Raw genomic sequence first — 23,833 nt, 5'->3', positions numbered from 1 at the left:
TTCTTAATATAGTAGACTCTGATACTAATTCACTTGGTTTAAAGTGAATGAAAAAACCTTAGTTTTTAAATAATAAATCGTGATCAATCTGACTTTTCCGAAGTATCCCAAATGATAAAATAATTCATAGATGAAATTCAGGAATGATAAAATCATTTATTCCCCTTCGGACCTATCCGCGCATAGTAGTTGCAAGCATTTAACTCAGCTCAATAAGAAGCTAGTTAAGGGTGAAATAGATAATCCCGAACCAGCTACAAATCGAGTTTTGCAGATACTAAAGAAAAGGGGTATCGCTTTTGAAGAAGATCATCTAAAGAAGCTTAAAGAGCAAAGTCAAAGGGTTGTAGAAATTAATCCTGAAGATCCAAAGGCCGAGGATCAAACTCTTGCCGCAATGGCTAAGGGCGTAGCAGTTATATATCAAGCTAGGTTAAAAGAAGCAGGTAAATGGAGTGGGTGGGCTGATTTCTTAATCAAAGTTGACCAACCTAGTAGTTTAGGTGATTGGTCTTATGAGGTTTGGGACACAAAGCTAGCGAATGAAACTAGGGCTGGAACAATCTTGCAGATTGGACTTTATTCATCGCGGGTAGCCCAAGTTCAAGGAAGAACGCCAGAGTATATGGGGGTCATAAAGCCAGAAGGAGAAGAAAGATATCGTTATGATGAATATGCAGCATACATACGGCTAGTAAAAAGTAATTTGGAGCAGGCTTTGGAATCCGATTCAATAACGTACCCTGATCCAGTAAGCTACTGCGATATATGTAAGTGGTGGAAAAATTGCAATGCTACTAGAAGAAAGGATGACCACTTAACGTTTGTGGCAGGGATGGGCAAATCTCAAATGAAGGAGTTATATACTCACAAAGTTGAAACCCTTGCAGAACTAGCTAATCTCGATTTGCCAATACTATTTGATCCCATTGTAGGTGTTAAGGACACCTATTACAAGCTTCGCGAACAAGCCCGTTTGCAGCTTACCAGTCGCAAAAACGGGTATGAGCCTATTTATGAAACCCTGGAATTAGAGGAACGTAAGGGACTTTACAAGCTTCCTGAGCCTTCACCGAATGATATTTATCTGGATTTTGAAGGAGACCGCATGGTTGAGCCTGATGGACTGGAATATATGACTGGATACGTACATAATGGCCAGTATACGGCCCTTTGGGCAAAAAATGAAACCGAAGAAAAAGTAATATTTGAGCAGTTTATTGACTTTGCCTTTGCCTTAAAACAAAAAGATCCAACTTTACATATCTACCATTTCGCAAATTATGAAGTAACCGCTTTAAAACGGTTGATGGGCAAATACGCCACACGCGAAAATGAAGTTGACATATTTCTTAGGTCGAACACCTTTATTGACCTGCACTCTGTTGTTCGTCAGTCCATAAGAGCTAGTGTTGAAAAATACTCTATTAAGGATTTGGAGATATTCTTTGGGTATGAGCGTAAAATGAACTTACGTGAGCTATCTAAATACAAATCAGAACTGGAGTTACTCATACAATCAGGAGATTTTGATAAGCTTCCGACGAGCCATAAGGATGCTGTACAGCTTTATAATCAGGACGATTGTGAATCATTAGTACGCTTACAGATATGGTTGGAAGAAATTAGAATTGATCTTATTCAAAAAGGCTCAGATATAATAAGACCTGAAGATGGCGACGGTAGTGCAAGCGAAAAAATTACTGCACATCAAGAACGTATTCAACCAATCATGGATGTACTTCTTGCTGGGATTCCACCCGTAAAGTCAGAAAGAAATAATGTTCAACAGGCACACTTTGTCCTAGCCCACATGTTGGATTGGTACCGCAGGGAGAAAAAGTCTTTTTGGTGGGAATTCTTTAGGCTAAAAGATTTGCCAATGGACGAGCTCCTTGATGAGCGAAAGGCAATTACAAAATTGCAATATACTGGCCAACGAGAATCTATAAAGAAGAGCTTTGTTGATACCTATACGTTCCCTCCTCAAGAATGTGATTTGCGACAGGGCAATACGCTTGAGGACCATGAGAATAGACTGGGAGAAATTCATGATTTAGATAAAGAAAAAGGAATTCTTAGAATAAAAAAAGGTCCTAGCAAAATTGATCTTCCTCACCCAGAGGCTGTCATGAGTTTGGAGAATATACCTACTACCAGTAAGGAAGAAGCTGTCATTCGCTTTGCAGAATGGGTTCTAGAAAATGGAATGGAAAGCGCCGAAAACAAATACCGAGCGGCAAGAAATTTGCTGTTGAATATACCTCCCATTCTTAGTGAGAAAAAAGCAGAGTTTGAGGATATTTTAGAATACACTTTTGACTACGTCAATAAACTTGATCACAGTTATTTGCCGGTACAAGGTCCTCCAGGTTCGGGCAAAAGTTTTACTGGAAGTCAGCTTATTGTTCGCTTGGCGCAACAAGGCAAAACTATTGGTATTACGGCCCTATCTCACAAAGTAATTAGAAACTTATTAACCAAAGTTTGGGAGGTTGCTCAAGAAATGGATTTTGATATTCGAATGATTCAAAAGGTGAATTCAAGCAATCAGGAACCTGCGCCATGGACATTGGCCAGTAACGAAGATGATATTCAAAATGCCTTTGGAACTGCCAATGTAATTGCCGGAACTTCATTTATGTGGTGTAAATCTCCTTATGAAGGTAGATTGGATTATCTCTTTATAGATGAGGCAGGTCAGTTATCATTGATTGATACACTTGCTGTTGCACATTCTTGTTCTAATCTTGTTCTATTGGGCGATCCGCAACAGTTAAAGCAACCCCAGCAAGGTGTCCATCCAGATGGAACTGATGTTTCAGTTCTTGAGTATGTTTTGCAAAGCCATAAAACAATTCCGGAAGAACTTGGTGTTTTTTTACCGGAGACCTGGCGAATGCATCCAAATATAAATGCCTTTGTATCTGAGCTTTTTTACGAAAATAGATTGAAATCAAAACAGCATCTCGAAAAACAAAGAGTCATTGGCTCGAAATATGATGGAGCAGGATTATATCTGGAACAGGTAGTTCATAGTGGAAACACTAGTTCATCGTCTGAGGAAGTAGAAAAAGTGGTGGAAATTGTTAAGGCGCTTACCAACGGAAATGTTGAATTAATTAATGAAAAGGGTGTTAAGGCTACGATAAGATCAGAGCATATAAAAATAATTACACCCTATAACGCTCAAGTCCAAGCACTCAAAAAGCGACTACCCGATTTAGAAGTTGGAACGGTTGACAAATTTCAAGGTCAGGAGGCTCCCATCATTATTTATTCCGTGGCAACCTCTAGCTTAGAAGAGGCTCCTCGGGGTATGGACTTCTTATTTAGCCCAAACCGCTTTAATGTTGCCGTATCTAGAGCTAGAACCTGTTTTATCATGGTTGCCAATCCCGCAATTTTTGAAGCCGAATGCAAAAGCCCATATCAAATAAAGCTGGCTAATGCCTTTTGTAGATTTCGAGAGATGGCAATTGAATATTAATTATCTGCGGGTCATTTTAGATAAAACCGTTATTAAAGAATTTGCAATCGTAATTGAAAGGGTAAAAGCTTCGCGAGAAAATACGAGAATTGGTGATAATGTAGATACCCCAAAAATTAGGGCAGCTTTCCTTCAAATTTAGATAAATATTCATGCTGCCTTTTTAAATACTTCAGCGGGTATCTCATAGTCGATGGACTGGTGTCTTCTTTGGTGGTTGTAAAAGTCGAAGTACTCGGCCAGTAGCAAGTACAGGTCCATACCATCCTTGGGCGGATTCAAATAGATTTTCTCATACTTTACATTACATTCCTCCATAGTCTTTCGATAAAGGCATTGTCGGTAGCTCTTCCTTTACCGTCCATGCTTAGGCGTATGCCCTGGCTTAAGACGTAATTAGCAAACTCCTCGGCAGTAAACTGACTGCCCTGATCCGTGTTGAGTATCTCTGGTTTTCCATGTACTTCAATGGCTTCTTGTAAAGCCAGTTTGCACCACTGCGCATCCATCGAATTGGAGATACTCCAGTTCAGCACATAGCGGCTATGCAGATCAATGATGGCCACCAGATACATATATCCTTTCTTTAGCGGGATGTAGGTGATATCAGTAGCCCAAACTTGATTGGGCCGCTCAACGGTCAGGTTCCTCAGCAGATAGGGGTAGGTCTTATGCTCCTTACATCTGCGTGAGGTGTGTCTGCCCGGCAGCACAGCCCTAAGGCCCATAACCTGGTAATAAAGCCGCTCAATGCGATTTTTACTCACCTTGTAACCTTTGTCTTTGGTTAGCCAGATATGCATGCGCTTGGCGCCTTTAAAGGGATGGTGCAAATAATGCTCATCCATCTCCCGCATGAGCTTCAGATTCAGTTCGCTCTCGCCCCTGGGTTTATAATAAAGCCCGGAGCGGTGTACAGACAGCGTCTTGCATTGTTTGGTAATACTTAATTTGGAATGACCCTTGCGTATCATTTTTCTTCTCTCGAAGAGTGGTCTTAGCGCAAGGCGTCCTTTAAAAAATCATTTTCCACTTTAAGCTCGCCAATGGTCTTGAGCAGTTGGTCGTTTTTCTTCTCAGCATCGCTGCGCTTGTCTTTCTTTCCGGATTCAAAAACCTGCTCGACGCCATCGAGAAAATCCCGTTTCCAGGAACTTATTTGAGTAGGATGAATTTGATATTTCTGGGCAAGCTCGGCCAGACTATGCCGCTCTTTTAAGGCTTCCAAAACCACTTTGGTCTTGAACTTTGAGGTAAATTTTCTTCGTGTCATGTTCAGTAAATTTAATGATTAAACTTACTGCCCTAATTTTTGGGGTATCTACAGACTTAAGTCAATTATTACAGTATTTTTCAATTTCTTCATAGGCCTTATCATTTCCAAGCTGACCAGCTTTAGATAAGTCTATACATCCCATTTTGTTTAAACCAATTTTAATTTGAGCCATACCTCTCAAATAATAGGAATGTTCATTTTCTTCAATTTTAATGGCCTTAGTCAAGTCAGAAATACTTTCTTTATAATTTCCTAGCTCATAATGGATTTCTCCTCGTGTATCCCAGATAAACCATTCAGACTTGTCCATTTCAAGAGCTGTTTCTACAAAGGGAAGAGCCTCCTGAATTTTTCCAAGCTTCACCAAGGCATAAGCCTTATTGTTATATACCGTTGCTATCTTGGCAACTCTAAGAGGATAATTCGATTTAAGGCGGATAATCTTTTCATAGTCTTCAATGGCACCGTAATTGTCATTGATATTGCTTTTAGATAAAGCCCTATAAAACAGAACATCGGTATTGTTTTTGTCTTGTTCTAAGTATTTTGAAAAATTTCGGATAGCGGATATAAAATCGTTTTCATTGAACTTTTTGACTCCTTCCGTAAGCAGTGTTTCGCCAGTATTGGAGTTTTGACGAGAATTGGTTACAGAACTATTTGAAGTACTTCTTGATTGATTTTGTTGATTGACCCATACATTATAATCAGAAACTATTTTCTTGATGGCATTTTCCCTTTGTTTCAATGCTTTGGTTGCTCTTGCCAGATCATCCTCCTCCATAGATTCAAGAATGGAATATTCACCATTTAGCCTATTTATAAAACTTTCCTCTTGAATCTGGGGTTTTAGATCTAGTATCCAATTTTTAAGCGCATATAAATAGTTCTGATTGGCTTCATATCTCTGTTGAAGCGTTTGAGCAACTCGAGATATCTCATCAAAATTCATTGGCGTATATCGTGCTGGTTCAACAGGTTTGGAGTATCTGTTTACCTGGGAATAAGCAGAGGGTATCAGGGAAATACAAAGAATAAGCAGTCGAAGAGTTTTCATTATGAAGTACTTATGATTTCTATCAGTAAGATATATATTAGATTTAAATCCTACATAGAAAAGACTATCTTTATAAAGAGTATTAGAAAACCTAAGTCTTAATACCTAAAAATAGGCATTCTATTAGGATGCCCAAAAAGTTGACAAGCAACGGGTAATTAATAAGTTAAACCATCTGATTGTGCCCAGGTGGAACCGCAACCATTGTGTTATCCAGGACTTTCGTTGAAGTAGTATCGCCGTTCAATCCTCCTCCGCCCCATAGCTGCCCAACAACATCCAGGTAGATCAAATTCTGATAGATCCCGACTACTTCTCCCAAAAAAACACCCCCTCCCCGGGCAGGCTCTCTGGGTTGCCCCACACTGGGTGTCAGTAGTGCTCCGAGAGGTTCTCGCCGTTCTTGTCCACGTTATAATAACTCATTATTCCTTTACCTCTACATCCCCCCTCACCAACCCCCTTCCTTCAAACTCCATCGGCACGCCCACAAGGGTGAAATCTGCCTGGTAGCGGGCAGCCTGGAAATGCAGGTGGGGCTCCTGGGAGAAGCCGGAATTGCCCACGCTGCCTAACCGGTCGCCGGTGAGTACGCGCTGGCCGGGGGCAACCGCCACGCGGTTGTGTTGCAGGTGTACCAGGTGGATGATGGTCCCGTCGCAATCGAGCACCACATAATTGCCCATCCCGTCCTCCGGGGCCACGTCCATGCTCGTGCACCGGTTATCAGGGACGTGGCTTTTTACCTCCAGCACCCGGCCCTTGCAGGGGGCGTAAACGGGTGCCCCGAAGATGGCATGCGCGGAGTTTTCCGTGGCCCAAAGCGATTGGGTGGCCATCCCCCATTTCTCGAGCTTGTTGATATCCAGGGCGTATCGCTGGGCGGGCGTACTGGCCCGGTGGTGGTTGTTGATCCAGACATTGGAGCCCCCAGAGGCGATGTAGTAGCGCCCATCGCGCAAGGGGAAGGTAAGGGGCACGGCCGCATCCGGGTAGGTGCGGCCCGCCACCAGTTGATACACCGGGTAGGCGAGTAGCCCGGCCAGCAGCAGGGCGGCCACCGTCCGGATCCACCGCCAGGCGCCTTGGGACCACCAAAGGGCTTGGTTGGAGGTGCGTGTTTGCTGGTATCGCCCGGTTTGGCCAGGCGCAGGAGTTGGCCGGTTATTCCCGGAACCAAGCGCCGGCCAGGCCCGGAAGAACCTCCACAGGCAGAGCAGCAAAATCGCCAGCACCACATATTTATAATACAGGCTTGCCCCCAGCGGCCACTGGCCCCAGAGGTAAATAAAGGCGAGCAGCAGCACGTACAGGGCCGTGTTGCCCAGCAGGGCCAGGCGGGATTTCGGGCGGATACGCAGCAGGGCGGCCAACACCAGCAGGGGCAGGCCCACATGGATAAAAATAAAGAGGAAGCGTTCCATAGCGCGCGGGTTTATAAAAAAGAGGACGCGGCGCCGGGGATGTTACAGTTATCTGTTGGGTGGGCGCCTTTTGGAAGCGTTTTGGCGCGTTGAGCTGGGCAGGAGGGCTTCTGGCTGCAACGGTCTGATATTTATCATAGGGGATTGGCCCGGCGTTTTTCTATAGCATCCACGGAGTCGGATTCGTAGCGTACCAGATAGCGGGCCCACACGGAATCCGACCCGGATGCTGTGGTTTCCGGCCCGGTTGCCTGTGGATGGCATCCGAGGAGCACCAGGCCTAAGCAGGACAAAAAAAAGGGGAACAAAACGACGGTTCGTTTCATTCCCCTAAGATAAAAGGAATTGAATGGACGCTACGGATTAGTTGTCGCCATCATCCGGATCGTCATTCACCTCGCCATAGGGCTGCAGGGCTCGGTTGGTCGTTTTGATTGCCAAAACCTAGCCCGAACACCCACCCAAAGGACACGCTCTGATATTTTTTAAGAATTTACAGGCACGCCGCCCCCTAATTCCCTAATTTTGAGAGGTCCCCCAAATGCTGCCTGGCCTCTGTACTTTTGGAGCCATTAGCGGCAGATTAGGGAGGCCACTTTCTGAGCCATTATTTAATTTTATGGCCAACCAATCGCGCAATTCTATGACTCAACGCACTTGTAATGTGATCACCGGAACGGGATCGTATATCCCGCCGGGGAAAGTCCGGAACGAAGATTTCCTGGAGCACACCTTTGTGGATCCGGAAGGAAAGAAGCTGGCGAAGGCCAACCGGGAAATCATCGACAAGTTTTTGGAGATCACCACCATTGGGGAAAGGCGGTATGTAGCCGACGACCTGAAGACCTCGGACATCGCTTTTCGGGCGGCGGAGGCGGCGCTGGAGGCGGCCGGTACGGATCGGGAAGCATTGGATTACATCATCGTGGCCCACAACTTTGGGGATGTCACCTCCCGCGGCGGGCATTCGGACATGGTCCCCAGCCTGGCGGCGCGGGTCAAACATAAACTCGGGATCAAAAACCCGGACACGGTGGCCTACGACATGATTTTTGGCTGCCCGGGCTGGCTGGAAAGCCTCATCCAGGCCCATTATTACCTGAGCTCCGGGGACGCAAAACGCGCCCTGGTGATCGGCGCGGATACGCTCTCGAGGATTTCCGACCCCCACGACCGGGACAGCCTCATCTACTCAGACGGGGCGGGAGCGGTGATCCTGGAGGCCAGGCCCTGCGAGAAGCCCCAAGGGGTCCTGGCACACAAGACCCGCTCGGATACCCTGACCCATTCCGGGATGTTATACATGGGCCCCTCGTATCAGTGTGGCGGGAAGGACAGCAGCAAGGACGGCGACAAGGATGGCAGCAAGGCAGGAGAGGCATTGTATCTCAAGATGCACGGCCGGAAGCTCTACCAGTATGCGCTGGAAACCGTCCCCGGCGCCATCCGGGCCTGCCTGGAGAAAAGCGGCGTCGCTATCGAAGAGGTCAAGAAAATCCTGATCCACCAGGCAAACGGTAAAATGGACGATGCCATTCTCGAGCGGTTGTACGAAAGCTACGGCATGGATACCCCGCCGGAAGGGGTGATGCCCATGACCATCTCCTGGCTCGGGAATTCCTCTGTGGCCACCATCCCCACCTTATTGGACCTCCTGCTGAAGGGACACCTGGAATCCCATGAATTAAATGCGGGGGATGTCGTCATCTTCGCCTCCGTGGGGGCCGGGATGAATGTCAATGCAATGGTGTACCGGATGTGACGCGGAGGGTTTCCGGCTGATTGGAACCGGGCGTATACCACCTTACGGCAATTGCACCACATCGCCCCGTACGGGAGTCCGCCCCCCAAACTCCATCGGCACCCCCACAAGCGTAGAATCCGCCTGGTAGCGGGCCGCCTGAAAATGCAGGTGGGGCTCCTGGGAAAAGCCGGAGTTGCCTACGCGGCCCAACAGATCACCGGTCAAAACGCGCTGGCCGGTCGCAACCGCCACGCTGTTCTGCTGCAGGTGCACCAGGTGGACGATGGTCCCGTCGCAATCCAGGACCACAAAATTCCCCATACCGTCTTCCGGGGACACGTCCATGCTGGCGCCCTGGTTGTCGGGGACACCGCCTTTCACCTCCAGCACCCGGCCCTTGCAGGGGGCGTAAACGGCTTCCCCAAAGATGGCGTGGGCCGAATTTTCTGTGGCCCACAGTGACGTGGTGGCCATGCCCATTTTCCCGAGCTTGTTGATGTCTAGTGCATATTGCTGGGAGGGGGTGCTGGCCCGGTGGTGGTTGTTGATTATCTGGTTCGAACCCCCGGAGGCGATATAATAGTGCCCGTCCCGCAGGGGGAAGGTGAGTTGAACGGGCTCTTCCGGATAGGAGCGGCCGGCCACCAGTTGATACACCGGGTAGGCGAGCAGCCCCGCCAATAGCAGGACAAACCCCGTCCGGATCCATCGCCAAACTCCCCGGGGCCACAAACCTTCCATGCCGGAAATTCGGGTTTGCTGGGATAGCCCGGTTTGGCCAGACGAGGGAGTCGGCCGGGAATTCCGCGAAGCACCCGCCGGCCAAGCCCGGAAGAATTTCCAGAGGCAGAGCAGCAAAATCGCCAGCACCACATACTTAAAATACAGGCTCGCCCCCAGCGGCCACTGCCCCCAGAGATAGATAAAGGTGAGCAGCAACAGGTAAAACGCCTTGTTGCCCAGCAGGGCCAGACGGGATTTCGGGCGGATCCGCAGCAGGGCAACCAACACCAGCAGGGGCAGGCCCACATGGATAAAAATATAGAGGAAGCGTTCCATTGCGCGAGGCTTTATTAGAAAGAGCGCTTCGCGCCGGACATGTTACAGTTCCCTCGGGTTTATGGGAAGGCTACCTGGGCGAATCGCTGCCCCCACTCTGGTTGTAGTCCACGCTCTGCAACCGGAACTTCCCGTATACCAACGCACCGTCCGGATAATGCCACACCGCTTCCCCATAGGTGGGGAGGTTCAGGCCATTGATCTTTTGGTAGTCTTTCACCGGGGTTGAAAATGGAAAGGTTTTCATCTCGTCAATGGCAATTCGGTCTTCCGAATAAAAGTTGACCAACTGGCCCTGGTCATTGAAATACAGCTCGGCTGAAATGCTGGTGCCCCGGGTGGTAAAAGTGGCCCGGGCGGTTTGGGGGTCGATGGGCTCCCAGGTGATGCGCCGGTCGATGAGGCCCGCCGGCGCAAAGAGGCAGAGGTCGTTGAAAAACGTCACGGTTTCCGTGGCGTAGAGGGCCGGGTCATCGATGTGTACCACCGGAAAGAGCGACAATACTTTTACGCGCATACTGGCATTCCCGTTTTTGTAGCGGTGGTAGCCGGCGGCAGGCAGCCCCTTTACCCGGGCCTTCATAAAAAACAGGCGGGTGGGGGATGGAATAAAATTGAATTGTTCGGAGGTAAATGGGAACCAATCCTGGTCCCGGCCCCGCATATCCCCTTCGAATACAATCCGGAAGTCCTGCACCCTGGTTTTCCCAACGACCCCCACATATCGCAGATACTTCTGCACGGGCGCGGGCAGGTGGTCCAGGTCTTCTTCCCGGATAATCCGGGTTTCAACCGGCGCGGCGCTGGAAGACGCACGCACATCCCGCTGATACGTGTTGGCAAATGCTATGGCAACAAAACTGGATATGGCCACCCCCGCAATAATGACATTCGCAATGGTGCCGAACCTGGCGTCCTGCCAATAGAACAGGATCAGGATTTGCGACAGCACCACTGCGATTATCGCCACCAGGGGCCAGGCTTCTCTTTTCATAAGGAATAGCGCCGTCACCACCAGGAACAGAAGTCCCGACACCAGCCAAAGCAACCCCACGGGTTTGGTAATTTCCCGGGTAAACTGTTCGATGGTGGCCAAACGGAACGCCCGGGCAAACCCCATCAGGTGGATGAGCCCGTGGATCAATAGCAAGAGGCCGAAAACGTATTTCATCTATTGGGAGTACTTCACCTAAAGTACTCTTGCCACCCGATACAAACTATGATTTATGTCAGCATGGGGTGCTGGGAGGATGCAGTTAAAGTGATTAATGCCGCAGACGGTGTTTATTTTTTGTAAGAAACCTCCTATTTTTTCGCTTCCGGACAATTCACCTAAGAATCGGACGTTTTAACGAAATACAATACCGGGAATGCCCGGTTGCGAGTTATTGATTGGTAACCTACAAACCCTACTATGGAGATCAAGAGTTCCCCCGATTCCTGCAAACGGCCCGTTATCCGGATACGACTTGGCCTGACCCTGTTGGCCGGCTTCCTGGCCGGGTCCCTCCAGGCCCAGCAGCAATGCGCCGTCTTCAAGAGCGAGATCGGCGATGTTCGCAAATTTGAACAAACAGTAAACCAGCTCACGGATTCCCTGAAGGTATATGCCGAGGTAGCCGCCTTTGCCGCCCGATACACGGAAGGCCGTAGCAATGCCCAAAAGGTGGAATTCCTGGCCGGGGAAGCCCTGGCCGCTGCCCAGGAGGCTGTGAATTATGCCGCCGAGGCCCAGTACCACGCCGAGGTCTGCGGCCTGGACGAAGTCATCACCCACGCCATCGAGGCGGAGGCCCTTTCCATCGACGCCCGGGACTTTGCGGAAACCATGTACACAAACGCCAAAAAGGCGAGTGCTGCCGGCAAGTTGGGCGACATCCACTACTACATGCGCCGTTCCCTCCAGGCTGCCCGGGAAGCCACCCGTATTTCCGAAAAAGCCACCTGGGCGGCCCTGGATGCCCATGGGAGCTGTACGCACGAGGACGATATAGCTACCGGGAAAAACTAGGAGCCGGATCCCCGTCGGCGGGGCATTTTATCCGCCCCGGCACGCTCTTTTTCAAATATTTCTTTGACCTTAACAAAAACTTCACGCAGTCCTATCCAAATATTGTTTAGCTTATACAACTAAAAATTAAACATTTTGGAATATCTGCTTATTGGCATCAAGATCGTTCTTTTTGTCAGCATCGTAAACGTCTGGTTTTTCCGCTTCAATAAATCCACCTCCTGGAGGGGCGAAGGGGCCAACAGCATGAAAGAAGAATTTGCCAACTACGGCCTTACCGGCGGGCTGGTCTATGTGGTGGGGGCCATTAAGGTACTCGCCGCTACGGGCCTCTTGCTCTCCATCTGGTATCCGGCCCTCACGCTGCCGTCGGCAACCGTCATGGCGGTGATGATGGCCGGGGCTGTGGCCATGCACCTGAAGGTGCAGGATCCCATCAGGCGCTCCTTTCCCGCCCTGCTCTTTTTAGTGCTCTCCGGGTTTCTCATTGCCAGCGCCCTCGGTTTGATTGCCGTTGGATAAAATCCTGGCATAAAAAAACCCCGACACCAGGTGCGGGGCTTCCGGGGGAACTGGGCTTAAGTGATCCCCCAGGCATTGAGGTACCGAGTAGCAGGTACCTAAATGCGGGATTGAATAGCAATCTGACGAGCGTCTTGCAGCCGCTGGTCAAAAAATCTACCGGCATTCTTGCGGTAATCAAAATGGACTCCGTCTGAGTGCATGTCTGCCAGTTGCGTAGGGTTAAAGTTTTCCTTTTTCATAGTTGTAAGCTTTTCGTCCGCAGGATTCTTTCCCGGGGTGTGGAAGATTTCGCCTTTCTAACACTTCAACAATATACAATTAATGTTTAATAAAAATATATAAACATTAAACATTATGAAATATTTAGGATTGTTGACTGGCGATAGCGGGGCCACTAACACCGGGCGGGAATTCCGTCTATTTCCCGGAACCATGCACAGCCACCCACAGCCATAGCACCCGCATCCAGCCCGATGCCGGCCTGAAATATATCCCCCTGAAAACCAGAAACCTATCATTTCATTTCCTACCTTATGGGGAACAACCTAAACCATATGATTATGAAACGATTTCTATTGCTGTCGCTGCTGTGCGTTGCCATGGCCGGACAGGCGCAAACCGCGTATTTTACCGCGTACAATTTCACCGTTGAATCCAAGGACGTGGGATCGGTCTACAACATGGTAGACACCTATTACAAGGCGAACAAGCCCGATGGGGTTTCCGTTTGGCTGTACGAAAACCATTTTAACGAACCGGGCGACAACCACACGCATACGCTGGTATTTACCGGCTCCCAGGAGGCCCTTGGCGGCATGTACGACGCCGGGCAAAGCACGGATTTCCAGCTTTTCCTCACCCGGATCAATGCGCAGATTTCCAAGAGTAACAGCTCGCTATCCGGCGCCATCCTCGATGCCTACGGGGACGATGACGGGGCCTACCCCTTCCGGCAGCTCTTTGTGCTGGATGTGGAAGATGCCAATGCGATGACGGCCTCCTTTGCCAAATTCAACGCGGCGAACAACCCGGCCAACCGCCTGGTGACCATGGGATCCATCAATATGGGCCTGTCGTCCAAAGGGGAAACGCATTGGGTGCTAGTTGGCTTCAAGGATATGAAATCGGCCCTGGGGGGTACCCGCGGCCTGGTCCCGGAAGGCCAGCGTGCCGCCTTTGACCGCGCCTGGCAGGCCCACATGTCGGCCATGGGCGAATTCCGCATAGTCCGCAACAGCCTGATGATTGTGATGGGGACCTGGTAGGCATTTGCGCGAATAGATAGCCCCCGCTTTCGGGGGCTTTTTTTATTCCTGGAAATCACTTAGATAACCCGGCTGCCTTCAGCCAAGCACCACAGAGAAACCCCTGGAGCTTTCAGCGAATCGCCCCACAGCGCTCCAGGTAGAATTCGTATACGGAATCCGGTTCATTGAGCTCTTTGGATTCGATGGCGCGCACCAGTTCCGGGCAGTGCCGGAAGTACTCCATCAACCGCTTGCGTTTGAGGCCCAGGATGCCCTGGGTAACCCGCACCATACTCGGTTTGCCCTGCAGGTGGAGGAGCGGGAAGTAGTCCAGGTAGCTGTTGTCGTCGTGGATAAATTCCCGATGGTAGTAGGTGAGCGGCCCGTCCCGTCTAAGGACCCGCAGGAAGACCCGCTCTGCGCCGGGGTCCAGCACGTAGCGGAAGCGAAAGAAGGCAGACTCCTCCCGCAGGGGGACGGTAACGTACTCCCGCATGCCCGCCCGGTATCCCAGGATGGCCCCGGGGGCCAGTTTCTGCCGCCGCCGTTTCCCCTTCGGGATAAACCGGATCCGGGAATACAGATCCGTAAAAGGCCCGGGATGCCGGTCGCGCACCTGCCCGCGGATGGTATCCCCTTCCAGGTTAATTACATGCCCGGGGAGGTAGCCCCGCTTCTGCCCGTGCAGGGGGGTGAGGCTGATCAGGATGATGGCCAGCCCAACCAGTGGTTGCACCAGGCGCCGGTTACCCGGCCTTTTCGTTTTGAGCCCGGGAAGGAATGGAGGGGTCATAGGAGTTGATTTTGCTGGAAGCACTGCAAATATGCTGCCAAAGCCCCTGCGCATCCAGGAATAACCCGGAACTCATCCACATGCCCATTTCACTCATCGCAACTTGTTCTGCCCTTAACAATTAGTCAATTTGATGGAAAAACAAACCGATATGGCTTTTAAAATCAGCATCCCTGAACCTTGTGGGGAAAATTGGAATGAGATGACCCCAACCGAAAAAGGTGCCTTCTGCGAAACGTGCGAGAAGGAAGTAGTTGACTTTACCAGTTTGTCCGACGCCGAGATTGCTCAAAAACTCGATGCTGGTAAAAAGCTGTGCGGGAGGTTTCGCCCAAACCAATTAGACAGGACAATTGTTCCGGCTGCTGCTCTTCACCAATCCGCTTCTCGAATCCAATGGCGAAAACATGTCGCCGCACTGGGATTTACTTCCTTGTTGGTTGCTTCTTGCAGCCCGGAGCAACTAACTGACCTCAAATCCACTCGCGATCAGGAAGCTCTCGAAGTCACCGCGGAAAAAACTGTGCCACCCCCGCCTGTGTTGGGTGCGCCGGATACAACCCTAACCCCCGGACCGGGCGTGATTGATTTGTATCTACCTATTGGTGAAGCATGTGAAAATCGAGGCGAAGCGTTTGTCATTTCGGGGACAGCACGAGATTACAGCGGACAGGTGCTCCCCGGGGTCTATGTTGTCAATGCGGAATCCGGCGTACGAACCCAAGCGGATTCAATCGGCAAATTTTCAATCTCCATCCACGAATCCAAATTGAAAAACCCGGGTAAGGTCTGGCTATTATTCCTAAAAGAACTTCCAAATACCCATGGTGTCTTGTCGACAATGCGGACAGAGGTTGTAGCAGGGGAAGAGGTTTATTATACAATCCGTGACACCGTTGGCGAAGTGGTACCAATTACAGGAGATATTGTCATCAATCCGGAAGTGAAATAGCCCATTTCCAGGCTCCGGGTAGCAGTGCAGAACTCGCTTTTCGAACTTCGCCCCCCGTAACTACTGCTTCTCAAAAACCAGGTCCCGAATCCGTCCCGTGGTAACCAGCATTGCGGAGATTTCACCGTCCGGGTTCTTTTTGAATTGCGCGCTGTACGGACCAATGCTGAAGCGGTCACCGCGTATTAGGGAAAGGGGCACGTCCGGGAGCCGGTTGTGCCGGGCCATCAGTTTGCCGTTTTCCACGACGAGTTGATAGGAGGTGTCCAATTCCGGACTGTAATACGTGCCCGCATAGCGTTCAAAAAGGTCCGGATCGCCTTCCACGTAATCGAAGGACGCCATACGCGTAATTTCTCCTCCGGGGTCCTTAAAAGTCATGACCCTGCCCTGGTTTTCCTCGGTAAACTCCACCACGGCATTCACCCCGATATCCAGCATTTTAAATTGGTTCGGACCGATGGGAGCTATCCGGTTTTCCGACCCCCCTGCCCGGTGATACATGAGGTAACCATCCTTCAGATAAATGCGCCGGTAGGTCTGTTGTTCATCAAACCAATAATACCCTTCAAAAGCTCTCAGCGCGTCTTCGTCCATGGCAATAGTCGGGGGTTCCGGGGGAACCGGTCCTTCTTCCTGCTCCTCAATATGGTCCTTCAGAAAGAGGTCGGCAACTTGCAGTGCCAGCCTGTTGGGTCCGGAATCCGCGTAATTCGAAACGACCGCCACCGCGAAATCCTGCTCCGGGAACCTGCCGAGATACGAGCGATACCCCGCGTCCGCTCCCCCGTGCTGAATTTGCTTTAACCCTTTGTACGGCGAGATGAACTGCCCATAAGCACCGCCAAAGGTTTCGCCGTTGTTGAGTACGGCCAGGCGATCCATTTGTGCTACCATGGCCTCAACTTTCTTAGAGGGCGGGTTGTTGAGGTGGTCGGCCCAACGGACCAGGTCTTCGGCCGTGGTAAAGAGGCTGGTAGCCCCGGCATTCGCGAAACTCAGCACGGCTTTTTTTAGTACGTCGTTTTCGCGGTAATACGAGTACGCCCGGTTGGGGACTATTTTTTCGTGGTCGTCATAGAAAAGCGTGTGTTCCAGCCCGAGCGGTTCAAAGATGCGCTCCTGGGTGAATTCGGCAAACGTTAAACCCGAGGTGCGCGCCACCGTTTCCGCCAGTAGCGTAAACCCGGTGTTGCAATAGTTGAACTCCTCTCCCGGTTGAAAATTCAGGTCCTTTTGCCGTTCCACCAGTTTCAGGATATGGTCTACGGTAATTACATCGTCCATTCGCCATCCGGCCATCTGCAACAAAGACCATTGGTCGCGCATGCCGCTTGTATGGCTTGCCAGGTGGCGCAGTGTAATGGGGGTGCCAAAATCCGGCACTTCCGGAATGTGCTTGCGGATGGGATCGTCCAGCGAAAGTTTTCCATCTGCCTGCAGGAGGAGGATGGCATACACGGTGAATTGCTTGGATACAGACGCCACGTGAAAAATGGTCTCATCCGGGGTCACAGGTATCCCGTATTCCACATTGGCACTGCCGTATCCTTTGCTAAAGGCGATTTTTCCATCCTGCCACACCGCCACAGCAGTACCCGGCTGGTTGGGCCCGTCAAAAGCACTGAAAATGGAATCGATGGAAGCTTCCATGCCAGCGGGCACCTGCTGCCCTGCAAGAGGGGCTGTGCCTGCCAGCAGTACGGCCAGGAACAGGCAGGATTTCAAATAGAATCGGTCTTTCATATTGATTGGTTAAATGTGAGAGGGAAACCGATTAAAGATAGAAAAATTCAACTGCGGCAATGCAGTTCGAAGAATGGGAATAGGTTATATCCGGAGTCAAAAGTTACAAAAAGGAGGCGGTATTGACTGGTTCAGCAACGTCAGTTGCTGAATCACCTAACGAAGAACCGGCTTTCTTGTGCATTCGTCTAGCTCCAGAACCGGCTTTCTCATGCTTCGCCCAAACCCCATTAATTTTCAAATTGCCAAATTAGCAAATTGAACTATTTGTCCGCCAACGCTGGCTGTTTCGAAGCAGGCTTCGGATCCGGCCGGTCATCCAGCACATCCGTCCGCTCCACCGTTTCGCCTTTTTTGAAATAGAGTTTGGCGTCCTCCAGCGCCAGGTAGAGGCAGGGCACGATCACCAGGATGATGCTCGTGGCGAACACGATCCCGAAGCCCAGGGAGATGGCCATGGGGATGAGGTATTGCGCCTGGCTGGAACGCTCCAGGATGATGGGCGCCAGCCCGCCGAAGGTGGTGAGCGTGGTGAGCATAATGGGGCGGAAGCGGCGCAGGCCGGCCTCGTGGATGGATTCGTAGACGGAGTTCTCCCGCCGCTGTTTGTTCGCGTAGTCAATCATGATGAGCGAGTCGTTTACCACCACCCCGGAGAGCGCAATCACCCCCATGAGGCTTACGATAGACAGGTCGTACCCCAGCAGGATGTGGCCGATGACCGCCCCGATGATCCCGAAGGGGATGGCCGTCATCACAATAAGCGGCTGCGTATAGCTGCCAAAGGCGATGGCCAGCAGGGCGTAGATGACAAACATGGCCATGCCAAAGCCGTTCCAGAGGCTGGCGGTACTCTCCCGCATGTCTGCCTGGGAGCCTTCAAAGGTCCAGGTGATGCCCGGGAAATCCGCCCGCAGCTGCGGCAGCACTTCTTCCTGCATCCGGGCGAGCACCCGGCTCACTGCGTTGGCCGGTTCGGTATCCATGCCCACATTGATCACGCGCCGGCCGTCCCTCCGGTTGATGCTGGTAAAGGCCTCCCGCTCCTCCACGGATACCACGTCCAGCAGGGGTACCTGCACCCCCGACGGGGTCACGATCAGGAAGTCCTCCAGATTCTGGATGTCTTTGCGCTCCTCGTAGGGGAGTTTCACCCGGATCTCGATCTCGTTCATCCCGCGGAGTTGCCGCATGGCCAGGGAGCCGAAAAACGCGTCCCGGACCTGCCGGCCCACGTCCCCGGAAGTGAGCCCCAGGTTGCGGCCCTCGGGCAGGAGTTTAAAGTCGTATTGCAGCTTGCCCTTGTTGTAGTTGTCGGTGACGTCCCGGGTGTTGGAAAAGGATTCCATTCGCTCAATGAACGCGGCGCTGGCCCGTTCCAGGACTTCCTCGTCCGTATGGCTCAGGTCGATGCTGATGGCCTGCCGCGCCCCGCCAGGGCCCCGTTCGGCCTCAAAGGAAATCTGGTCCACCCCGTCGATGTCCCCGATATTGTCGCGCCACAGGGCGATGACCTCCCCGGCGGTGATGTCCCGCTGGTCCGGCGGCAGCATCACGATTTCCACGTCGATAAAATTCTGCCCCCGCACGTTTGTCTTGATCCCCTCGGCTACCTCGTACAGGTTGTGCTCCTCAAACATCCGCTGGGTGGAGGCGGTCACGTCGTTGGCCACCTTGGCGGCCTGGTCCGGGGTGGTCCCCACCGGCAGGCGGATCCCGGCCTCGATTTCGTCGGCGGCCACCTCGGGCATCATGATCATCCCCATGTGGTCGCTCAGGCCGTAGGCGCCTACCATGAGCAGCAGGGCCAGGGCTGCGGACAGCGTAATGTAGCGGTATTCCAGGCACTTGTCCAGAAAGGGCCGGTAGTAGCGGTCAATCACCCGGTCGAAACCTTTGGCAAATTGCCGTTGCCAGCCTTCGAGCCGCCCGGTGAATTTCTTAATGAGCGTAGGCTTTTTGTTGGTTTTCGCCTTGTGCGCCAGGTGGGAAGGCAATATAAAGAGCGCCTCCAGCAGGGACACGGCCAGGATGACGATCACCACAATGGGCAGGGGCTGCCAGAACATCCCGTTTTCCCCCGGCATAAACAGCAGGGGGACAAAGGCGATAATAGTGGTGGCGATACTGAAGATCACCGGCTTGGACACGTCTTTCGTCCCCAGGATGGCGGCCTGTATAAACGAGTAGCCGCGCTGTCGGTATTCGTACACGTTTTCCCCCACCACGATGGCGTCGTCTACCACAATCCCCAGGACAACCAGGAAGCCGAACATGGCGATCATGTTGACGCTGACCCCCACCATGGGCAGGAATATCATCCCCCCGATAAAGCTGATGGCCATCCCCATCATCACCCAGAAAGCCAGGCGGGCCTCCAGGAAAAGCGTGAGGATTACCAGGACGATGACGATGGCGGCCAGCCCGTTTTCGGTGAGGAGCGATAGGCGTTCGCGGAAGTCTTCGGCCCGGTTGGAGTCGATGCGGAAATTCACCCCCGGGGGCAGCTGGAAGGAATCCATTTCGGCCTGTACGGCCTCGGCGATGTCCAGCGGGCTCTGGTCTCCAATTCGGAAGATTTCGAGCTCCACGGAGGGCGTGCCGTTGAACTGTCCGTGGAAGCCCACCTCGTCAAACCCGTCGCGGATGGTGGCGATTTCGGCCAGGGTCACCTTGGCCCCGGATTCCGATGTGATCACGGCGATATCCCCGAATTCCTCGGCCCATTGCTTGCGTTCCTGCATGCGCAGCAGGATTTCCCCGGCCTGTGTTTCCACGGCCCCGGCGGGCACGTCCCGGCTGCTCTGGCGGATGATGTCGGCCACCTGGCCCAGGGTGAGCCCATACTGCCGCAGGTTGTGGCGGGGGATCTCCACGTGGGTCATGTATTCCGGCACGTTGTTCAGGGATACCTGGGTGATGTTCGGGTTGGCGAGCAGGCGGGTGCGCATGCGTTCGGCCAGCTGGCGCAGCGTCCAGATATCCGTTTCCCCGTAGATGCCGATTTCCATCACGTCCCGCTGGCGGTCCTGCAGGGCCACCTCGGGCTGTTCGATGTCGTCCGGGAAGGTCCGGATGCGGTTCACGGCCTGGTCGATGTCCTGGAAAGCCTTCATCCGGTCCGAGCCGGCCACCAGTTCGATGGTGACGCTCCCGGACCCCTCCCGGGCTTCCGAGACGATTTCTTTGATGCCCTGCACGCCGCGCACGGCTTCTTCAACGGGCTGCAGGATGCCCTGTTCCACCTCGGCCGGGGAAGCGCCCGGGTAGGCCACGTCCACATTTACAAAGTCCAGCTGGAAGTTGGGGAATACCTCTTTCTGGATGTTGAACATCGTCCAGATACCCCCGGCCAGCAAGATGATCATCAGCAGGTTGGCCGCGATGCTGTTGCGGGCCATGTACCCGATGGCGCCTTCCTTGCGGGGACTGTTTTTTCCCGGGTCGTCGGGTGCGTCCAGCCCGTTTTTCCCCGGATGGCCGTTTGGGGATTGGGGCGCGTTTTCGTTCGGCATGTGGTCTTCTTCTTTCATCTCAATCGCTTTGGGGGGTTGTCGGGGCGGAAGCGCCGGCAGCGGGTGTATCCCCGGCGGCTGAAACCTCTTCGGACTCGGGCTGGTTGCCTTCTCCGTCAGCGGATGCTCCGCCTTCCGTCCTGAGGGCGATGCCGTCCGAAACCGTGCTCAGGTTGGTGGTCACCACCTGTTCGTTCCCGTTCAGGCCCTCGGAGATGTAGGCGTGGTTCATGTCGGTGAGTACCACGGTGACGTCGCGGACGGAGAGCTTGCCGTCTTCGTTTACCCAGACAGTCTGGTTCGTTCGCAGGTGGTCCCGGCTGATGCGCACAGTGTTTTCCACGGGCCGGCCTTCAATCCGGCAATCCACGAACGACCCGATCATCAGCGGGGGCGTGCCCGGTTCCGCATCCCGGGCCAGGGGGTCTTCCACCCGGACCAGCACGCGGGCCAGCCGGGTCTGGGCATCCAGGGCACCTACCTGCTGGAAAAGGCGGCCTTCCCGCATCACGTTGTCGTCCCAGACGGAGCGATTGCGGATTTCCACCCGGGCGCCTTCCTGCCCGTCGTGGGGGAATTCCAGCCAGCGGAGTTGGTTTACCGGGACGGTGAGTTCCACCCAGTAGGCCTCCGTGCCCACCAGCCGGCCCAGGTTGTCACCCGGGGTTACCTGGGAGCCTACGGTCACATTCTGGGTGAGGATATGGGCGTTGAACGGGGCGCGGATGGTGGCGCGGCTCAGGTTCAGCCGGGCCTGGGCCACGGCGGCCTCTGCTGCCTTGATCCGTGCCTGTACGGCCTGCAGCTGGGGCTTGCGCAATACGAGTTCCCGCTCTTCTGGCGAGAGGGAATCCCCGCCTACCAGGGCGAGGTCCTGTTCGGCCACCTTCTGCCGGCCCATCTCCACGTTCAGTTCCGTGCGGGCCTGCAGGAGTTCGCTCTCGCGCAGGTCCAGGGTATTCTGGAAATCCGCCGGCTGAATCTGTAACAGGATGTCCCCTTCGCTCACAAAGCCGCCCGGGGCAAAGGCCGGGTCGCGGCGAATCACCTGCCCGTTCACGAGCGGGCTCAACTGCACGTCTTCCACAGCGCGGACCGTGCCGGTGGCTGAAAGGACGGGGGTAAACGTCCCGGCTTCGGCCGGCAGGGTTTCCACGAGCATGGCGGTCTGCCGGGTGGCGGCTTCCCGTTGGGCGGTCGGCTCGGTGGAGTAGATCAGCACGGTGACCAGGGCAGCAGCCCCGAGGATGGCCAGACAGATCAGTAGTATTTTCTTTTGGCTCATGGTGTCGTCTTTTCTTCGGAGTTTAGGGCGATTTCGCGTTCGGTTTCAAAGGATCCGGCCAGGGCGCGGTACAGGCCCACGCGGATCTCCAGCTGGGCAAGGCGGGCGTCGATCAGGTCGCGCTTGAGTTGCTGTTCCTGGTCCAGCCCCAGGAGCACGTCCAGATACGGGCTGAATCCGTTCAGGAATTCATTCCGCAGCTGGCCGTTGGTTTTTTGGGCGAGGTCCAGTTGTTTTTCCAGGATTTCCAGGCGGCTGGCCTGAACCTGTTCCTGCACCAGGGCATCTTCCACTTCCTGGAAGGCGGTGAGCACGGTCTGTCCGTAATTGTAGATGGCTTCCTGCCGGGCCGCTTCGCTGCGGTTTGCCTCGGCGGAAAGCGACCCCCCGTAAAAAAGCGGGGCCACGATATTCCCGGCCAGCGTATAGGCCCATTCCTGGAACAGGCTCTCGTAATCATTGGCCCGTTGCTGGCCGGAGAGCCGGAGGGAGAGTCGCGGGTATTTGGCCCGGACGGCTGTGGCGTAATCCCGGTCGGCGGCGTGGAGGGTGAGGTACGCCTGCTGGATGTCCGGCCGGCGGCGGACGAGTTCCAGGGGAAGGCCCGTGGACGGCAGGGCGGGGAGCTCCGGAAAGTCCTGGGCTTCGGGCGGGTCGATGGCCTGGGGCTGTTTCCCGAGCAAAATGGCCAGCTGGTGTTCCAGCAGGGCAACGTTCTGCTCAAAAATAAGCCGCTGGTTCCGGGTGGATTCCAGCAGCTGTTGTTGCCGGAGGATATCCACGGCCCGCACCTGCCCGCCTCCGAAACGGGCGCGGATCAGGCGGAAGATATCCTCGTTGGTCTGTATCTGGTCTTTGGCCAGGGCGAGTTGCTGGCGGGCGGCCTTCAGGCGAAACCAGGTCAGGCTCACTTCGGCGGCCAGGGACAGGGAAGCCGTCCGGTAGTCGGCCAGGCTGGCCTGGGCGCGATAGGCTTCGGCCCGCAGTCCCGTCCCGATGCGGCCCCACAGGTCTATCTCGTATTGGGCGGAGGCCCCGAACTGGATATTTTCGCCCCCCGCAAAATCCGGCTGGGGCCGGCTGATGGCGCTCTGGGCTCCCCCTTCGAACTGGGGCCAGCGGATGCCTTTTTCCCGCTTCAACACAAATTGGGCCTGCCGGAACCGTTCCCAGGCCGCTGCCAGGTTAAAATTGCGCGTGAGGGCGGAATCGATAAGCCCTTCGAGCTGGGGGTCGTCAAACTGCTCCCACCAGCGCTGTGGCAGGGGAACCTCCCCGGCGGCAGATAGCGTTTGCAGGGAATCCAGGCCGGTAGTTGGCTGGATGCTTTCGCGGGACGGGCCGCAACCGATAAAGGAAAAAGTTAGAAAAAGTAGAGCAAAGAGGGAGAATACGTAGGAGAACAAAGAGGAGAACGCGGAATAGACCCCGGTTGCTGTCTCCCGGCCGGATCCGTAGGAGAAAAATTGTTTTGAGATTACGCAGTATATGGTCGGCACCCTTCCGAATGGGGCAGACGGGGGTGCTTCAGGAAGTCCCGTTTTCTGTTGGTTTTCAGGTACGATAGCGTTTCCGGTATTTGGAAAGGTTGTCTGCCATTAAATAAGATACGATAAAAGGTGCAGGGTTTAATCCCTGCAGGGTGGCGACAGGCGTTCAATATATTAAACCATTGATAAACAGCTAGTTGAAAAACGTTAAACCTTTAT

Annotated in this window: 19 protein-coding genes; 6 read left to right on the top strand and 13 right to left on the bottom strand. The window is 53.2% G+C overall.

The window, feature by feature from the left end:
* Positions 1–130: 130 nt before the first annotated feature.
* The gene (locus RB2501_RS02815; protein ID WP_015753218.1) at positions 131–3,490 is read left to right on the top strand and encodes a TM0106 family RecB-like putative nuclease; all 3,360 of its coding nucleotides are present in this window, start codon (positions 131–133) and stop codon (positions 3,488–3,490) included.
* Between the two features lie 150 nt (positions 3,491–3,640).
* Here RB2501_RS02815 and RB2501_RS16105 read toward each other — a convergent pair whose 3' ends face one another.
* From RB2501_RS16105 to RB2501_RS15725, 5 genes are all read right to left on the bottom strand, one after another.
* Complete coding sequence (locus RB2501_RS16105; protein ID WP_148214277.1) at positions 3,641–3,808, bottom strand: transposase; 168 nt, start codon at positions 3,806–3,808, stop codon at positions 3,641–3,643.
* Positions 3,790–4,464 (bottom strand): IS3 family transposase, encoded by a 675-nt coding sequence (locus RB2501_RS02810; protein WP_015753215.1) that lies wholly within the window; start codon positions 4,462–4,464, stop codon positions 3,790–3,792. Before RB2501_RS02810 ends, RB2501_RS16105 begins: the two co-directional genes overlap by 19 nt.
* 23 nt (positions 4,465–4,487) lie before the next feature.
* Positions 4,488–4,763, bottom strand: a complete 276-nt coding sequence (locus RB2501_RS02805; protein ID WP_015753214.1) for a transposase — start codon at positions 4,761–4,763, stop codon at positions 4,488–4,490.
* Positions 4,764–4,824: 61 nt separating this feature from the next.
* On the bottom strand, positions 4,825–5,823 hold the full coding sequence (locus tag RB2501_RS02800; RefSeq protein WP_041326922.1) for a tetratricopeptide repeat protein: 999 nt from the start codon (positions 5,821–5,823) through the stop codon (positions 4,825–4,827).
* 425 nt (positions 5,824–6,248) lie between these two features.
* Positions 6,249–7,247 (bottom strand): M23 family metallopeptidase, encoded by a 999-nt coding sequence (locus RB2501_RS15725; RefSeq protein ID WP_015753212.1) that lies wholly within the window; start codon positions 7,245–7,247, stop codon positions 6,249–6,251.
* A gap of 643 nt (positions 7,248–7,890) precedes the next feature.
* Between RB2501_RS15725 and RB2501_RS02785 the strand changes: the two genes are divergently transcribed.
* A complete protein-coding gene (locus tag RB2501_RS02785) occupies positions 7,891–9,009 on the top strand; it encodes a 3-oxoacyl-ACP synthase III family protein (protein ID WP_041327432.1) in 1,119 nt (372 codons plus the stop codon).
* Between the two features lie 42 nt (positions 9,010–9,051).
* Here RB2501_RS02785 and RB2501_RS15720 read toward each other — a convergent pair whose 3' ends face one another.
* Together RB2501_RS15720 and RB2501_RS02775 are read right to left on the bottom strand one after the other, a co-directional pair.
* Complete coding sequence (locus RB2501_RS15720) at positions 9,052–10,050, bottom strand: M23 family metallopeptidase (protein ID WP_015753209.1); 999 nt, start codon at positions 10,048–10,050, stop codon at positions 9,052–9,054.
* A 70-nt stretch (positions 10,051–10,120) separates the two neighbouring features.
* Positions 10,121–11,221, bottom strand: a complete 1,101-nt coding sequence (locus RB2501_RS02775; protein WP_015753208.1) for a DUF6544 family protein — start codon at positions 11,219–11,221, stop codon at positions 10,121–10,123.
* A gap of 243 nt (positions 11,222–11,464) precedes the next feature.
* Between RB2501_RS02775 and RB2501_RS02770 the strand changes: the two genes are divergently transcribed.
* Positions 11,465–12,061, top strand: a complete 597-nt coding sequence (locus RB2501_RS02770; RefSeq protein WP_015753207.1) for a hypothetical protein — start codon at positions 11,465–11,467, stop codon at positions 12,059–12,061.
* A gap of 135 nt (positions 12,062–12,196) precedes the next feature.
* The gene (locus tag RB2501_RS02765) at positions 12,197–12,583 is read left to right on the top strand and encodes a DoxX family protein (RefSeq protein ID WP_015753206.1); all 387 of its coding nucleotides are present in this window, start codon (positions 12,197–12,199) and stop codon (positions 12,581–12,583) included.
* A gap of 98 nt (positions 12,584–12,681) precedes the next feature.
* On the opposite strand, the gene RB2501_RS16170 is transcribed toward RB2501_RS02765, so the two are convergent.
* Entirely contained in the window at positions 12,682–12,825 is a 144-nt protein-coding gene (locus tag RB2501_RS16170; protein ID WP_015753205.1) for a hypothetical protein, read from the bottom strand.
* Between the two features lie 321 nt (positions 12,826–13,146).
* Here RB2501_RS16170 and RB2501_RS02760 point away from each other — a divergent pair, with 321 nt between their 5' ends.
* A complete protein-coding gene (locus RB2501_RS02760; protein ID WP_148214276.1) occupies positions 13,147–13,851 on the top strand; it encodes a hypothetical protein in 705 nt (234 codons plus the stop codon).
* A gap of 112 nt (positions 13,852–13,963) precedes the next feature.
* On the opposite strand, the gene RB2501_RS02755 is transcribed toward RB2501_RS02760, so the two are convergent.
* A complete protein-coding gene (locus RB2501_RS02755; protein ID WP_015753203.1) occupies positions 13,964–14,626 on the bottom strand; it encodes a hypothetical protein in 663 nt (220 codons plus the stop codon).
* A 133-nt stretch (positions 14,627–14,759) separates the two neighbouring features.
* Here RB2501_RS02755 and RB2501_RS02750 point away from each other — a divergent pair, with 133 nt between their 5' ends.
* Positions 14,760–15,578 carry a carboxypeptidase-like regulatory domain-containing protein gene (locus RB2501_RS02750; RefSeq protein WP_041326921.1) on the top strand — a complete coding sequence of 273 codons (819 nt, stop codon included), beginning with the start codon at positions 14,760–14,762 and terminating at the stop codon, positions 15,576–15,578.
* A 60-nt stretch (positions 15,579–15,638) separates the two neighbouring features.
* Here the strand turns inward: RB2501_RS02750 and RB2501_RS15715 are convergent, their stop codons facing one another.
* From RB2501_RS15715 to RB2501_RS02730, 4 genes are all read right to left on the bottom strand, one after another.
* On the bottom strand, positions 15,639–17,324 hold the full coding sequence (locus tag RB2501_RS15715; protein ID WP_015753201.1) for a serine hydrolase domain-containing protein: 1,686 nt from the start codon (positions 17,322–17,324) through the stop codon (positions 15,639–15,641).
* Between the two features lie 263 nt (positions 17,325–17,587).
* On the bottom strand, positions 17,588–20,857 hold the full coding sequence (locus tag RB2501_RS02740; protein ID WP_015753200.1) for an efflux RND transporter permease subunit: 3,270 nt from the start codon (positions 20,855–20,857) through the stop codon (positions 17,588–17,590).
* Position 20,858: 1 nt separating this feature from the next.
* The gene (locus RB2501_RS02735; RefSeq protein ID WP_015753199.1) at positions 20,859–22,124 is read right to left on the bottom strand and encodes an efflux RND transporter periplasmic adaptor subunit; all 1,266 of its coding nucleotides are present in this window, start codon (positions 22,122–22,124) and stop codon (positions 20,859–20,861) included.
* On the bottom strand, positions 22,121–23,623 hold the full coding sequence (locus RB2501_RS02730) for an efflux transporter outer membrane subunit (protein ID WP_015753198.1): 1,503 nt from the start codon (positions 23,621–23,623) through the stop codon (positions 22,121–22,123). The genes RB2501_RS02735 and RB2501_RS02730 overlap by 4 nt, the downstream gene beginning before the upstream one ends.
* Between the last annotated feature and the right edge of the window lie 210 nt (positions 23,624–23,833).

The organism is Robiginitalea biformata HTCC2501 (assembly GCF_000024125.1).
Lineage (GTDB): Bacteria > Bacteroidota > Bacteroidia > Flavobacteriales > Flavobacteriaceae > Robiginitalea > Robiginitalea biformata.
Note: the sequence above shows the minus strand (reverse complement) of the source record. Positions and strands in the feature narration are given on the sequence as shown.